This is a genomic window from Chitinimonas taiwanensis DSM 18899 (genome assembly GCF_900119825.1).
GTDB classification, from domain to species: Bacteria; Pseudomonadota; Gammaproteobacteria; order Burkholderiales; family Chitinimonadaceae; genus Chitinimonas; species Chitinimonas taiwanensis.
Window position 1 is genome coordinate 1 of record NZ_FPKR01000015.1, and the last position, 14,706, is coordinate 14,706.

Below are 14,706 nucleotides of genomic sequence, written 5' to 3' on the forward strand. Positions count from 1 at the left end.
AAGTATTTAACAAGAGTTATGTGAGCCATCGACAAATCATGGAATGAGAGGGAGGGTAGGTTGTTCAGACGTTGGTGAAGAAGCGACGCAGATGGGGCATATCGCCCCATCTGCAGTTTTTTCCATCGCAAATCCGCGTGTAATACCGCTTACAAGAGTGGATTACTGAATTTCAACGAAGAACGGTTCATTATCGATAACGCGCTCGCGCAGATAGAAAGTGCCGAGCAATCCACCCGCCCGACGATTGTCATCGGGCGAGATGATCCGGATCGAAGCGCCGCTCCCATCGTCGTCTTGCCCGCCTTCTCGGCTGGAAGCGAATGGATACTCATCGCAATCGCAACCTTTACCGGCTGGTTCATCCGTATCGCCGCTACCGCATTCACCTTGAATGGGGTTGTTTTTACGTGCAACACACGCTTTTTTGGTTGATTCTCGACTCGCCCGTATAGCGGATTGGCCGCGTTGCCTGCTCAATGGCTTTACTGCATCTTTGTCTGCCAATGCACTGCCAGGCGACTTCGGGACAAATTGTCCCGGTTGTCCATTCTCTTGAGCGTCTTTGATATGGCGGGCGGATTCGTCCACATCCGGATTACTTAAAGCCAAGCTACGGAATACCGCTGCGGCCTCATAATAGACGCAGCCCGTACTGTCTTTCTTGGCCATGCCTGAGTCGCAGCGTACCTTAGGTACATAGCTTTCATTTGGCTTGTTCTCCAGTTCACCCTTGCCACGGAACTGGTACTTCCATTCAGTATCGAAGTCGAGCCGCTCTCCGGCCGCTGGCCGTGGAAAGTTGATGATGACGGTTTGTTCTGCACTTAAGCCATTCAGCGACAAAAGCGCGCCGGCATTTAGGGTGATAGTGCAATCGGGGCAATTCACCTCAGGCTTGACAAATATCTGACCTGGATTGCCATCTGTGACCGTGGTGCGAATGCGATATTTAATCGGCCAGCTCAATGTATTGGTCGGGTTATTATCCGAATAAGTGTAAGTTTCTACTGAAACTTCACCTAGGTAATGGCCATCTTTATCCATCACGTTGAAAAGGAATGGCGCAGTTTTCGAACAGAACGAGGTGCGGCTACGTAGTACTTCTGGTGTTTTTCCGATAAAGGTGCGTGCGCAGACGGCGGCAACATCGCTTGCATCGATAGGGCCGCTTTCGCTGCTGCGCTTGACACGGTTGGCCGCCAGTTTGGGGGTGGGCTTGCTGGCCTGGGCGGGTTTGCCTGGGGCATACCACCGCGCGTCGAAGGCTTGCGTGCTAAGGCTGAGGCTGCCGAGCAGCAGCCCGGCAATGAGCCAGGATGGCTTGATGAACATGGTTTTCCTTGCTTCTTGATTTTGTATGGATGGCGCCGATCAGCACCTTCCTCCTGATTCCTGCCAGCGTGTGGCCAGCAGGACGGCGCAGAGTAAATAGTTGAAGCGGTATAGACAAATTATTTCGTTTAATAAGATATGCTGATTTAATTCATGTTGAAGCATGCGGAATGGCTACTATTTCAAAAGCATTTATATTCCTGGTTTAATTGCTTGATTTATTGGGTGTTCTTTTATTGCATTCGCCGGCGCGATGGCGCATGGCTGGATCATCCGACGGCCAGAGGGATGCGCCCGCATTCTCGTGACTTGGCGGCTTGCCCGCTGCCGGGGCGGTTGGGACAATGGCGGGATGAGTGAGCGCAAAGCGAAAGATTGGTGCGTGTATCTGCTGCGCTGTGCGGATGACAGCCTGTATTGCGGCATCAGCAACGATTTGGCCGCGCGCCTGGCCACGCACAATGCCGGCAAGGGCGCGCGTTATACGCGGGTGCGCCTGCCGGTGGTGCCGGTGTATGTGGAGCGCTGCGCCGACCGCTCGAGTGCTTCCAAGCGCGAAGTGGCGATCAAGCGGCTGGATAGAGCGGCCAAGCTGCGTCTGATTGCCAGTACGCCTGAGCTGACCTTGGTGCTGCCAGGCGAGGCTTAGTGCGGGCTTATCTGTGCTGCCAAGCCAGCCAGCCAGCGGGCGATGCGGGGCAAGCTTGGCGCCGCCGCGTCTGAGTCGACGCCACGCTAGCGCACTTACTCGCCCGGATAGCGGACGCCAATCTGGCGGCGGATTTCATCCATGGCCGCCAAGGCAGCCAGCGTGTCGTCCAGCGGCATGCGCGGGCTTTCGCGCAGGCCCGCGCGCAGGCAGCGGTTTACCTCTTCCACCTCGTAGCGATAGCCATTGCCCAGATGAGGGACGGCTATTTCACGGCTGCCCTGCTCGTTGTGCACGGTCAGCCGCTCGGGCTTGAACATCGGGCTATGCAAGCGCAGCGTGCCGCGCTCGCCCATCAGCGTGGCTTCCCACGGCGTGCGGCTGCGCAGGCTGCATAGGCCCTGGCTGATGCCACCGTCGCGATGGCGCAGGCTGAAGCTGGTCTGCTCATCCACACCGCTCTGCCCGAGCTCCGCCTGCGCGCTGATCGCACTGATCGGGCCGAGAAACAGCTGGGCCAGTGCTAAGGGGTAGATGCCGATATCCAGCAAGGCCCCGCCGCCCAGGGCCTGGTTGAAGGTGCGGTGTTGCGCGTCGAAAGGCTGGCAGAAGCCGAAGTCGGCCTGCAGGCCCTGCAAGCGACCAATCTCGCCCGCTGCCACCAAGTCTTGCGCCGCCACAATCGCCGGGATGAAGCGCGTCCACATCGCTTCCATCACGAACACGCCGCGCGCCCGCGCCAGCGCAATCGCCTCGGCGCCCTGGCGCGCATTCAGGGTGAACGGCTTTTCGCACAGCACCGGCTTGCCGGCCGTAATGCAGTCAAGCAGCAGCGCGTGGTGCTGGGCATGCGGGGTGGCGATATAGACCACATCAATCTGTGGGTCGGCCAGCAGAGCGGCATAGCTGCCGTAATGGATGGGCGCGCCAAACTCGCCCGCGAATGCCGCCGCTTTGGTTGCATCGCGCGATGCCACGCCGTACAGCAGCGCATCATCAAGCTCGGCCAGTGCCTGGGCGAGCTGACGGGCAATCCCACCGGTGCCGAGAATGCCCCAGCGCAAACGACTTTGCATAGCTAGCCCTTCCATGGATAACGGTTTGGGCCATGCTAGCGGCTTTGCGGGCTGTAGTGGGTAGCGCGGGGTTTCAGGGTGGATGAGACCAGTGGGGTATTGATGACTCGGCAAGGTGCGCCGCGTGGTGACGGTCTCGCCTGCCCATCTTTCAACACTCAGTGCATCGCATCCCGAAACCATCCGAGGCCCAGCACTTAGCTGGGCCTTGTCGTTTTCAAGCCAGCTTATCGAGCTGGCTCCCCCAGCTCAGCGCGTCGCGCACGTAGTAGCGTAGCGTGCGCTCGCCGTTGCCTTGCTGGGTGTCGAACAGGTAGAGCGCGCGGCCTATGCCGCGGCGGCGGTAGCCGTAGTTGGCCTTGGGGAAGATCTGGCCGCGCCAGGCGCCGGTGTTCACATAGCTGTAGTTGGGCTGCTGCTCGGGCGTGTCGAACTGCAGGTCGGCTTCCAGTGCCACATGGGTGTGGCCCTCGGTGTGGATGCTGAAGCCGTATTCGCGGTAGGCGGCGTGGAAGGCCGGCAGGCCGAGCAGATCGCGCAGCGCGATGCCGGGCTTGGGTTCCTGCACCCAGGCCATCAGCTTCATCACGCCCAGGCTGACCACCTCCTGGCGCACGCGGCTGAGCAACCAGAGCAGGGGCAGGAAGACGATGATGGGGAAGGGCGCGCGGCGCCAGGCGGCTGCTTGGGCCAGCCAGCGGCGCAGATTGGCGCGGAAGGTGGTGGAGATGCTGGCCACGATTGCTTCGTCCGCGCCCTTGCCGCGCTGGGCGCGTGCTTCCTGCAGGATGCGCACGATGCCCTTGCTGGCCGGCCGATACAGGTCCATCTCGTCGAGGATGCTGCACAGGCGTGCAATTGCCTTGCTGTCGGTGCGGTTGCCCGCTTCCAGCACGCGTAGCGCGTTCTTGGCGTCCCAGATAAAGCCGGACAGCAGGCCGGCCGCCACTGTGTCGCCAAAGCAGGCATCGGTGAAGGCGGCAAAGCGCTGCTGCTGCCAGCGTTCCGGCTGCCAGCGGCCAGCTTTCCAGCCCTTGCCCTGCACGGCATTGGTGTTGTCGCGCCATTGGCCGTGGGTGGCAAACAGCTGAAAGCCACGGTCGCCATAGTAGAAAGGCAGCCAGGGCGTGGCGGCGCCGGCGCGCGTGCTGTCAAAGCCGTATTGGGCGGCAATCCAGTCGCGGTATTCGGCATCCTCGTCCACCGCCCAGTCCAGGCAGTCGCGATAGAAGCGCGCGCGTGCGCTGTCGACCAGCAGGAGTTCCTTGTCGTGGTTGCCGACGATGGGCACCAGACGCACCTTCACGCCGCTGGCTTTCAGGCTGCGCGTGAGCTGGCGCAGCAGTTCGAAAAAGCCATCGCGGCCGAACAGGCCCTGCGGCGTGGCGTGCTGACGCACGATGCCGGCCATGATGGTGTCGATCAGCTCGGCAAAGCGTGGGTGCTCGCGCTGCCACGGGTAGACGCCGGCCTCGGTCCAGGCGGCGCTGCGGATCAGGTCGATAATGTCGCCGTTCAGAATCACCACCAGCTCGTCCTGGCCCTGGGCGGCCTGCTCGACCTGGGCAAAGAAGGCCAGCCAGTCCTCGCCTTCGCCGCTCTGGTTGCCCACCGTGCCATCGGTGCAGTGGATGTCTGAAATCACCACACACAGGCGCTTGGCGGCACTGGAGGGCGGCAGGAAGGCCATATGCGGCAGGCTGCTGCCGGCCGGGGTGTTGTGACACAGCTTGTCGTACAGGGTGCGGGTGGCGCTGACCATGGGTGCGGCGTCTCTCGTGCTGAAGTGGGCAAAGATAGGCCCGACCCGCACTAGCGGGCCGGGCCGAGGGGCAGGCTCAGGCGCTGTGCGCGCGCAGGAAGGCCAGCATGCGCGGGAAGGTGTCCTGGGCCACGTTCTTGCCCATGAACACATCCTGGTGGCCGTAGTTCGGGTACACATGCAGCTGGTGGCGGCCCGGTACCAAGCGCTCCAGCCGTTCGTGACAGACGATGTTCGAATCGGCGAATACGCCGTTCTGCTGGCCGGTGGTCAGCAGCATCGGTGTGCTGATGCTGGCCGCGGCGGCGAAGTAGTTATCGGGCAGGCTCGCGTAGCGCGGGTCCTCGGGGGCGAACTTCACCGCCTCGTGGTCGGCCTTCACCATCTTCAGCACATGGCGGTAGTAATTGACGCTGATGCCGCCGAACAGATCACCAAGCCGATCATGGGTTTCGGGCGCCATGTTCTCGTGCAGGAACAGCGCCGGTTTGCCGGCCCCCCACATGAAGCTGAGCATATGGCATTCGCTGGAATCGCATTCCGGATGGAACCAGTCCACGCCCATGGCCAAGAGCTTGGCCGGTGACCAGCCCGGTTGGTGGCGCCAGCGCGGGTTCACGTATTCCACCCCGAGCAGGTAGTCGCAGGCGAAGGGGCCGAGGCCGAGCTTGAGCGCCGAATAGGGCGGCACGCAGGCGGTCAGCGCGATGCTGTTCAGGATCGCGCTCTGGATGCCGCCGACCTGGCCGGCGGCCAGGCTCATGCCGAAGGTCAGCGCGCCTACGCAGTGGGCAATCACATGCAGGCGTTTGTTCGGGCCGATGATCTGGCGCAGGGTGGCGATGGCGGCTGGATGGTCGTACAGGGCCAGGTCGTCGAGGTTCGCCTTGCCGCGGATCAGGTTATAAGGAAAGCGGTTGCTGCCGCGGTGGTCGAGCGTGAACACATCGCCATAGCCCTCGTTCAACAGGTGCTGCACCAGGTTTTCATGCTCGGGCATGATGAACATATCGGACGAGGTGGTCAGGCCGTGGATGACCAGCACCACATCGTCGCAGTTGTTGCGCTGGAAGCGGGTCAGGCTCAGCCCCAGGCCATCGCCGGTGCTGAACGGGTGCTCGGTGATGGTGGCGCCGCGCACGCCCTCGGTGGTGAAGCGCGCGTACACACGCGGGGCTTCGTAAGGCCGCGGTGGCAGCGAGGGCCCGTACACCTGCCAGAGCGAGCCGGCGAAGAACTCCCCGAAGGCGGCCAGACCCTTCAGGCTATGGTTGCCGGCCGCATCGCTAGCGCGCACGGTGCGCAGCACTTTCACGAAGTCGGCCACGCCGAGGCTGAGGATGCCGGTGGCCAATAGGTCGGCACGCGCGGCGTCCTCGGGCGCCACATGGCCGACGAAGAGATTGGTGTACAGCGTGGTGGTGTCTTTCCACAGATCAAAGCCGAAGTGGTGCTGCACCTCCTTCTGCCCGGCCAGGGTGAAGCGCTCGCCATCCGCATTCACGCAGTAGACGCGGTAATTCATGATCTTGCGCTTGAGGTCGGCGGTGTCCGGCATCAGCATGAAGTGGCCCGATTCGACCTCGGCACGCCCGCCCACCAGCGGGCCTTCCACCCAGCCCGTCAGCCTTGCGCCGTGTTCGGGCGAGGCGAGGAAGTCGGCCAGGTCGTCCACATCCACATTCACATGCAGTGAGAGCGGCAGGCCTGCCGCGCGGCCTTCCTCGAAACCGTCGGCAAAGCTGCTGCCGCCCAGGCTCGCGTAGCCGCTCATGGTTTCGAAGAAGTGAATCCGGATGCCCTGCAGCTCGCTGGCCATATGCTTGTTCCCCTGAAAGTGTGCGGTTTCTTGTCTTGTTTTTGCTGCGGCTGCTGGCTGCTTAGCGCAGCGTGTCGTCCGGCTGCTGGCCGGTGATGCCGTGGGCAATCCATTCGCTCAGCGCAGTAATCGTGGCGGCCGGGTTGGCGCCCAGCGCACCGGGCACGATGGCGCCATCGGCCACATACAGGCCCTGGTAGCCGAATACCTGGCCTCTATCCTCGGGCCGGCCGCTGACCACGCCCTGCTCGGGGCTGTCGGCCAGCGTGCAACCGCCCAGCGGGTGCACGGTCACGTTATGGCGCATCGGCCACAGCCAGTTGGGCATGGGCATGAACAGGCGCGCGCCGATAAAGTCCTTGAAGCGCTCGCCCAGCGCCAGGATTGCGTCGTACAAGGGCTGGCTGGTCTTTTGCGGCCAGTCGATGTCGAGGAAGCCGGCCTGGTTCAGCTGTAGGCGCCCATCGGATTTGTCGATGCCCATGCATAGCAGCACGGCGCTGTACTGGGTCACATCATGGCGCAGCAGCTGCTGGATCAGGCTGCCCAGGCGCTGGCTCTTGCGCCCCGGGTAGAGGCTGGCCAGCGCTTCCCAGGCCACGCTGAGCAGCATCTTGAAGCGGTCCCAGGGATGCAGCACCGGCTGCAAGGCGGCCACCGCCCAGCCGGCGTGGGTGGGCACGCTGGCGTCTTCCAGCAGGAAGGCGCGCTCGGGGTCGTGATTCTCGAACAGATGGTGGTCGGTGTACTGGGTGATCACCGGCCCATAGGTGGAATTGATCTCGCGCTGGCCATCCAGGGCAAAGGCAAGGAAGTCGCCATTGCCGGAGAAGCGCTGGCCCAGCCGCGCGCTCAGGCGCGGCAGGCTGCGGTAGATATCGCGGCAGCGCAGCAGCAGCTCATTGCTGCCCAGCGTGCCGGCAGACACCACCACGCGCTTGGCCGTCACCGTGCGCGCACTGCCGGCGGCAAAGTCGTCGAAGTACACGCGGTAGCCATGCTGGCCATCGGCGCTCGCGTCGTCCTCACCGGCGGCATTCAGCGGCACGATCTGGTTCACCCGTGCTTGGGTTTGCACCTGGGCGCCGTGGTACGCGCGCGCCGCATGTAGGTAGTTGAGGTCGGTGGTGTTCTTGGCATGCACATTGCAGCCGATATCGCATTCGCCGCAATAGGTGCACGAGGTCTGCACCGCACCGTAGCGGTTCTTTTCCTGCAGGCCAATCTCGCTCGGCTGCGCCGCGCCCGCATAGCTGTAGCCGTGTCCGAAGTAGACGGCGATATCGGACAGCTTGCTGGGCAGCTGCTGACTGGCGGCAAACTGCTGGAACTGCTGGGTGCGCAGGATGAAGCGTCGGTCCTGCTCATTCTGGTGCGGTGGAATGGTGCGTGCACCGAGCACCGACTGGGCAATATCGTAATAGGGCGCCAGGGTGGCCAGGTTCAGGCCCTGCGGCCAGTGCTGCTCAAAGTTGCGCGCGGACGGGCGCAGAAACACATTCGCATAGATGAGCGAGCCGCCACCCAGGCCGGCGCAGGTCACCGTGTCCATGCGTGCAAAGCTGCGTACATCGAACATGCCGAGCAGCGCACCTTTGTCGCTTTTTTGCCGCGCCACATGGCGCGGGCGTTCGCTGGTGTCGTCGCGCGGGCTCCAGAAATTGCTGGCCAGATCATTCGGGCTGCGTGGAAAGCTGCCGAGCGGATAGGCCTTGCCGCGTTCGAGCAAGAGCACCTGACCCGGCCAGCGCTTGCTTAAGCGCGCGCACATGGCGGCCCCGCCAAAGCCACTGCCGATGATGACGGCTTCATATTCGCTGCTGAACGGCATCCCTGTTACTCCCTATTGTTTTTTTCTGTGGCGCAAGTCTAGCCAAGCTGCGCGCAGATGCCAGCAGAAACAGCACGGGGCCGATCTGCTACGATTAAGCGCCCAGCCGCTTTGGCTGCGGCTTTCACCACTGTCCCACCCATGCCCACGTCGACTTTCTCGCTGTCCTGCTCGCGCTTTTGCCTGCACCTGTTGCGCTGCCTGCTGGCGGCCTGCCTGTGCAGTGCGCTGCTGGCCGCGCCCGTGCCGGTGCTGGAAGTGGGCCAGATGGACACCACGCCGATCTCGCTGCAGCCCCATCTGGGCGTGTTGGAGGACCGCAGCCAGCAGCTGGTATTCGCCGATGTGCTGGACAAACACCGCAGTGGTGCCTTTCAGGTGCAGGTCGGCAAGGGCGATGGGCTGAATTTCGGCCTGACCAAGAGCGTGATCTGGCTGAGCCTGACCCTGCGCAATAGCAGTGCGCTGCCGGTGGAGCGGCTGATCGATATTGCCTACGCCCACCACGACCAGATCACCTTGTTCCAGCCCGAGGCCGGTAGCTATACCAGCCTGCGCAGCGGCGGTGAGCTGCCGTTCACCGCCCGGCCGTATCGGCATCGCTTCTTTGCACTGCCGGTATCGCTGCCCGCGCAGAGCGAGCGCACCTACTTCCTGCGTCTGCAGTCGGACAGCTCGATGGATATTCCGGCCAAGCTGTGGACCAAGCCGGCCTTTGAGCAATACCAGCGCACCGACTATATGGGCCAGGCTTGGTATTTCGGCATGGTGATGGCCATGGGCCTGTTCAATCTGCTGCTCTTCCTGGCCCTGCGCGACCGCTCCTATCTGCTGTATGTGGGCTTTGTCAGCTTCGCCGCATTGTCGCTGGCCAGTTACAACGGCGTGGCCTTCGAATTCCTCTGGCCCGATTCGCCGCACTGGGCCAAGCCGTCCACGATGATCTTCTTCGCGCTGACCAATCTGATGCTGCTGCTGTTCATGCGCAATCTTTTGGACACCGCGCGTTATGTGCCCAGGTTCGACAAGGCGCTACTTGGCTTCGTGGCGCTGAACCCGCTGCAGATCCTCGGGCTGCTGTTTGCGTTCAGCGCGACCTTGCCCTGGGCGATCTTCATCGATTCGCTGACCATGCTGGTGGTGCTGGGTACCGGCATCGCCTGCCTGCTCAAACGCCAGCGCAGCGCCAAGTACTTCGTGGCCGCCTTCACCGTGCTGCTCTTGGCCGCCGCCATGACCGGCCTGCGCAGCTTTGGCCTGTTGCCCACCAATTTCATTACCGTGAATGGCATGCAGTTCGGCTCGGCGCTGGAAATGCTGCTGCTGGCCTTTGCCCTGGCCGACCGCTTCAATGCGGTGCGCATCGAGAAGGAAAAGGCCCAGGCCGAGGCGCTGGCGGTGAACCTCGAGCTGGTGGAAACGTTGCAATCGTCGGAAAAGAACCTGGAAGAGCGCGTTGAGCAGCGCACGCGCGAGCTGAGCGAGGCGAATGACCGCCTGCAGGAACAGGAGCTGGCGCTGCGCCACGCCATGCAGGTGGCCGAGGATGCCTCGCGCATGAAGTCGGAATTCCTGGCCAATATGAGCCACGAGATCCGCACCCCGATGAATGCGGTGATCGGCATGGCCTTCCTGGCCCTGAAGACCGAGCTGAGCGCCAAGCAGCGCGACTATGTGAGCAAGATCCACAATGCTGGCAACTCGCTGTTGGCGGTGATCAATGATGTGCTCGACTTCACCAAGATCGAGGCGGGCAAGCTGGATATGGAGCAGGTCGAGTTCTCGCTCGACGAGGTACTGGCCAATGTGGCCACGGTGACCGCACAGAAGGCGCAGGACAAGCAGCTCGAATACCTGTTCCAGATTCCGCCCGAGATTCCGCGCCGGTTGGTGGGCGACCCGCTGCGCCTTGGCCAGGTGCTGATCAATCTGGCCAATAACGCAATCAAATTCACCGAGCAGGGCGAAATCCACCTGAGCTGCCGACTGCTCAGGCAGGCGCATGGTGAGGTGGTGCTGGAATTCGCCGTGCGTGATACCGGCATCGGCATGAGCGCCGAGCAGGCGGCGCTGCTGTTCCAACCGTTCACCCAGGCCGATGGCTCGACCACGCGCAAATATGGTGGCACCGGCCTTGGCCTCGCCATCTGTAAGCGGCTGGTGAATATGATGGGCGGCGAGATTGGCCTCGATAGCCTACCAGGCAAGGGTTCGACCTTCCGCTTCAGCGCCAGCTTCGGCCTGGTGCAGGGCGCGCAGCCAGCCGTGACGGATGCCGCACAGGCCTGGCAGGGCAAGCGCGCGCTGGTGGCAGACGACAACCCGGTGGCCTGCGAAATCCTCGTCGATGCGCTGAGCACGCTGGGCATGCAGGCCGATGTGGCGCGCGATGGCGCCGAGGCGCTGCTGGCCATCCATGATGCCGACCATGGCAAGCCCTACGATGTGGTGTTCTGCGACTGGAAGATGCCGCAGCTGGATGGGGTGGAGGTGGCCCAGTTCGTACAGAAGGCCCAGCTGCGCCATACGCCGCGCATGATCTTGGTCAGTGCCTTTGGCCGCGACGAGGTGCGCCAGCATGTGGAAGACATCGTCATTGATGCCATCCTGACCAAGCCGATCAATCTGGTCAGCCTGACCGAGACCCTGCAGCCGCTGCTGCTCAAGCAGCCGGTGTCGGTTGCGCCGCAGCCCGTACACGGTGCTGCGCCGCGCTGGACAGGTCAGCGCGTGCTGTTGGCTGAGGACAATGAGATCAATCAACAGATTGCCGTCGAGCTGCTGGAGAGCGAAGGTCTACAGGTCGAGGTGGCGCAGACCGGGCGCGAAGCGCTGACCCTGCTGCAGACCCAGCCGGCCGACTACTACCAGCTGGTGCTGATGGATGTGCAGATGCCCGATATGGACGGGCATGAGGCCACCCGCCAGATACGCAGCCAGCCGCGTTTTGACGCCTTGCCCATCCTGGCCATGACCGCGCATGCGATGGTCGAGGAGCGAGAGCGTTGCCTGCGCGAAGGTATGCAGGACTGCATCACCAAGCCGATCGACCCCTTGCGCATGTTCCAGACCCTGGATAAATGGCTGCAGCAGGGTGCCAGCCCGGCTGCGGAGGTGCCATCGCCTGCGGCCGAGCCTGAGGCGGACGGCGAGCTAGCCGGCTTCGACACCGAGGGTGCGCTGCGCCGCATGGGCGGCCGGCTGGAGTTCTACCACCGCATGTTGGCCAAGCTGCCTAAGGCGCTTGGCCAGACCAGTGCCCAGCTGCATGCGGCATTGGCCGAGGGCGACCGCAGCACGGCCGAGCGCGTCGTGCACACGGCGGTGGGCGTCGCCGCCAATGTGGGCGCCACCGAGCTGACCGAGTGCGCGCGCACGCTCGAATACGCGCTGCACGATGGCCAGGAAAGCGCCGAGCAGATTGCCGCTTTCGATCAATGTCTGGCCCGTGTGCTGGCCCAGATTGGCCAGCGCTTCCCGGCTGCGGTCAGCTAGGGGCGGCTTGTTGCGCCGCGCGCGGCGGAGCGGCGGCCTAGCTTGACGGCGCCACCGGCCGGCGCGCAGACTGGCGCCTCTTTCACCCACCCACAGGAGACGACCATGGATAGATTTGACCTTGCCCTCCTGTCGGCCGTCTAGGCGCCTCGCCGCCCGCGCTTGATCTTCCCGCCCGCCATCCTGGTCGGGCCCTGTTTCTCCCAAGCCAGACGCGTGTTTGCCGCTGCCCGCGGCCGACCTCCCGTTTTTCCGTGCCATGCGCTGCTTGCGCCATGGCGATGCCGACGCACGCGTCGGCCACGTGATCTGGATAGAGAGAATCATGCACGCATTCGATTTTGACGCCCTGCACCGTCTGGGCCTGAATCAAACCCTGGCTGCGCAATGGCTGAGCAGCCCGGCTGCCGACCATAGCCAGTTGATGCGAATTACCGAGCTGCAGCGCGATTGCCTGCAGCTGCACGATGGCAGGGATGAGTACCCGGCCCGCGCCCTGCCCGCCCTGCAGGCCAGCCTGCACGAGGCAGGCAGCGGTCTGGCGGTCGGCGACTGGGTGGCCGTAGAAGCTCATGCCCACGATGAACTGTGGGTGGCCGAGCGGCTGGCACCGAGCACCCATCTGGCGCGGCGCGCCAATGATGGGCGGCGCCAGCCGCTGGCCAGCAATATCGACACCGCCCTGCTGGTGATGGGGCTAGACCATGATTTCAATCTGCGCCGCATGGAGCGCTATCTGGCCCTAGTACAGGCAGCTGGGGTGATGGGTGTGGTGGTGCTGACCAAGGCCGATATCGGCCAGGACGTGGAAGCGCGCATGGCCGAGCTGCACCGGCGTCTGCCGCGCAGCGTGCCCGCCTATGCGCTGAATGGGCTGGACGAGGCCGCGCGCGCTGATCTGGCGCCCTGGCTGGGCCTGGGCCAGACCCTGGTGCTGCTCGGCTCCTCGGGCGCCGGCAAATCCACGCTGACCAATACCCTGAGCGGCAGCGCGCTGCAGTCCACCGGCGGAGTAAGGCGTGGCGATGGGCGTGGTCGGCATACCACCACGGCGCGCTCGCTGCATTTCTGCCTGGATGGTGCATGCATCATCGATACGCCCGGTCTGCGCACCTGGCGCCCCGATGCGGATGCCGACAGCCTGGCTGCCACCTTCGAGGATATCGAGGCGCTGGCCCGGCATTGCCACTTCCGCGACTGCCAGCACGAGGACGAGCCGGGCTGCGCGGTGCGTGAGGTGGTGCCGGCCGACCGCCTGCTTAACTACCACAAGCTATTGCGCGAGGTGCGCCGCAGCCAGCAGACCCCGCTAGAGCGCAAGGCGCAACAGGCCAAGTGGAAGGTGATCGGCAAGGCCGGCAAGCAACGCTCGCAGGACAAGCGCCGGGGTGAGCGATGAGCGCGGATGGGCTGCACGGCGAGCAGGCCGATACGGTAGTGGCCGAGGTGGAGGCGGCCATGCTGGCCTTCAACCAGGCTCAGCTGGGTCCGCAGGCCGCACAGCGCTATGTGCTGGCCCGTTACGCTGCGCAGGGCGATTTGCTGGCAGGTCTGGTGGCCTGGTCTTACTGGAACTGCCTGTACATCGACCAGCTATGGGTGCATGAAGCGGCGCGTGGGCGCGGTCTGGGACGGGCGCTGATGGACGAGGCGGAAGCGCTGTCCTTGCGCCTGGGGCTGGCCGGGCTGCGTCTGGAAACCTTCAGCTTTGCCGCGCTGGGCTTTTATCGCCGCCTCGGCTACCAGGAATACGGCCATTTGCACGGCATGCCGCGCGGCGTAGGGCGCCATTACCTGTGCAAATGGCTGCGGGACGCGCCAGTAGCGAGGGCCTAGTCGGCGGGATGCAGGCGCGCCAGGCGCTTGCGTTCCGCCTGCAGGATGTAGCGCTGGATCAGCTGCTGGGCCGGCACGGTCAGGGCCAGGAACTGGGCGCCGCTGCGCACCGTGCGTATGCCATTGCGCAGTTGCACATCCTGCACGGCGCGGATCTCGATATTCGCCAGCAGCACGCCGGCCTGGGGCAACTCGATGCGTACTCCGTGGTAGCGCACGCCAGGGCGCAGCAGCAGGCCGGGGATATAGCCGAGGATGCCGATGCCTCCCTCGCTGAGATCGATCAGGTCGATCTCCTGCACCTCGTCCGGCAGGGCGATCTGGCAGCTCAGCGCCTCCACCTCCTGGGTCAGCAGGCGGTAGTGGGCACGTCTTTGTTCGGCAGGTGCGGTGGACACGGACATCGGCAAGCTCCCTCTGCAAGGCTGTCGCGATTGTAGTAGAGCGCTACGCCTTGCTGCCGCTTTTCTCGTCTCCGTCTGGATCGCGGCCTAGGCGTAGCGTGGCCGTGTAACAGCTGCTTGCAAATACGCGGGGCTGGCAAACAATCGGACATGTTTGCGAAACGGTGGCAGACGATGCTGCGGCCTGTCTACTCAGGAGCCCAATATGAAACCCAACATCCTTCTCTGTGCCTGCCTGCTGCTCAACCCACTCTGGGCCGCCGATACCCGCCCTGGCCCGGGCATGCCTCCGCCCCCATTGGATACCGCCGCCTGTGCCGCCAAGACTGCTGGTACCACTGTGCAGATCACCAGCCCGGATGGGCGCAGCATCAAAGCGACCTGCGTGCTGGTGGCGCTGCCCGATCGCCCGGCCGGACCACCGCCGGTCGGGCCTACCCAGCAGTAAGTGCCCAGCAATAAGCCGCTCGAAAGAGCGGCTTTTTCTTGTGACCAGGTC

General features: G+C 63.7%; 11 protein-coding genes. 5 read left to right on the plus strand and 6 right to left on the minus strand.

Annotated elements, in window-relative coordinates:
• Positions 1 to 162: 162 nt before the first annotated feature.
• Positions 163 to 1,335, minus strand: coding sequence for a NucA/NucB deoxyribonuclease domain-containing protein (locus BT173_RS16880; RefSeq protein ID WP_084658795.1), 1,173 nt, complete (start codon positions 1,333 to 1,335; stop codon positions 163 to 165).
• Between the two features lie 352 nt (positions 1,336 to 1,687).
• Here BT173_RS16880 and BT173_RS16885 point away from each other — a divergent pair, with 352 nt between their 5' ends.
• Complete coding sequence (locus BT173_RS16885) at positions 1,688 to 1,984, plus strand: GIY-YIG nuclease family protein (protein ID WP_072429852.1); 297 nt, start codon at positions 1,688 to 1,690, stop codon at positions 1,982 to 1,984.
• Between the two features lie 95 nt (positions 1,985 to 2,079).
• Here BT173_RS16885 and BT173_RS16890 read toward each other — a convergent pair whose 3' ends face one another.
• The 4 genes from BT173_RS16890 to BT173_RS16905 all read right to left on the minus strand — a co-directional run bounded on the left by BT173_RS16890 (position 2,080) and on the right by BT173_RS16905 (position 8,472).
• Positions 2,080 to 3,060, minus strand: a complete 981-nt coding sequence (locus tag BT173_RS16890) for a Gfo/Idh/MocA family protein (protein WP_072429853.1) — start codon at positions 3,058 to 3,060, stop codon at positions 2,080 to 2,082.
• A 217-nt stretch (positions 3,061 to 3,277) separates the two neighbouring features.
• Positions 3,278 to 4,822, minus strand: a complete 1,545-nt coding sequence (locus tag BT173_RS16895) for a metallophosphoesterase (protein WP_072429854.1) — start codon at positions 4,820 to 4,822, stop codon at positions 3,278 to 3,280.
• 76 nt (positions 4,823 to 4,898) lie between these two features.
• Complete coding sequence (locus BT173_RS16900) at positions 4,899 to 6,641, minus strand: alpha/beta hydrolase (RefSeq protein ID WP_072429855.1); 1,743 nt, start codon at positions 6,639 to 6,641, stop codon at positions 4,899 to 4,901.
• A gap of 61 nt (positions 6,642 to 6,702) precedes the next feature.
• Entirely contained in the window at positions 6,703 to 8,472 is a 1,770-nt protein-coding gene (locus BT173_RS16905) for a GMC family oxidoreductase N-terminal domain-containing protein (protein WP_072429856.1), read from the minus strand.
• Between the two features lie 141 nt (positions 8,473 to 8,613).
• Here BT173_RS16905 and BT173_RS16910 point away from each other — a divergent pair, with 141 nt between their 5' ends.
• From BT173_RS16910 to BT173_RS16920, 3 genes are all read left to right on the plus strand, one after another.
• Complete coding sequence (locus tag BT173_RS16910; protein WP_072429857.1) at positions 8,614 to 11,967, plus strand: hybrid sensor histidine kinase/response regulator; 3,354 nt, start codon at positions 8,614 to 8,616, stop codon at positions 11,965 to 11,967.
• A 325-nt stretch (positions 11,968 to 12,292) separates the two neighbouring features.
• Positions 12,293 to 13,366, plus strand: coding sequence for a ribosome small subunit-dependent GTPase A (gene rsgA, locus BT173_RS16915; protein WP_072429964.1), 1,074 nt, complete (start codon positions 12,293 to 12,295; stop codon positions 13,364 to 13,366).
• A complete protein-coding gene (locus BT173_RS16920; RefSeq protein WP_072429858.1) occupies positions 13,363 to 13,803 on the plus strand; it encodes a GNAT family N-acetyltransferase in 441 nt (146 codons plus the stop codon). Before rsgA ends, BT173_RS16920 begins: the two co-directional genes overlap by 4 nt.
• Here the strand turns inward: BT173_RS16920 and BT173_RS16925 are convergent.
• Entirely contained in the window at positions 13,800 to 14,207 is a 408-nt protein-coding gene (locus BT173_RS16925) for a PilZ domain-containing protein (RefSeq protein WP_072429859.1), read from the minus strand. The two genes, BT173_RS16920 and BT173_RS16925, sit on opposite strands and share 4 nt — an antisense overlap.
• A 205-nt stretch (positions 14,208 to 14,412) precedes the next feature.
• On the opposite strand from BT173_RS16925, the gene BT173_RS16930 reads away from it, so the two are divergent.
• A complete protein-coding gene (locus tag BT173_RS16930) occupies positions 14,413 to 14,655 on the plus strand; it encodes a hypothetical protein (protein ID WP_072429860.1) in 243 nt (80 codons plus the stop codon).
• Positions 14,656 to 14,706: the final 51 nt, after the last annotated feature.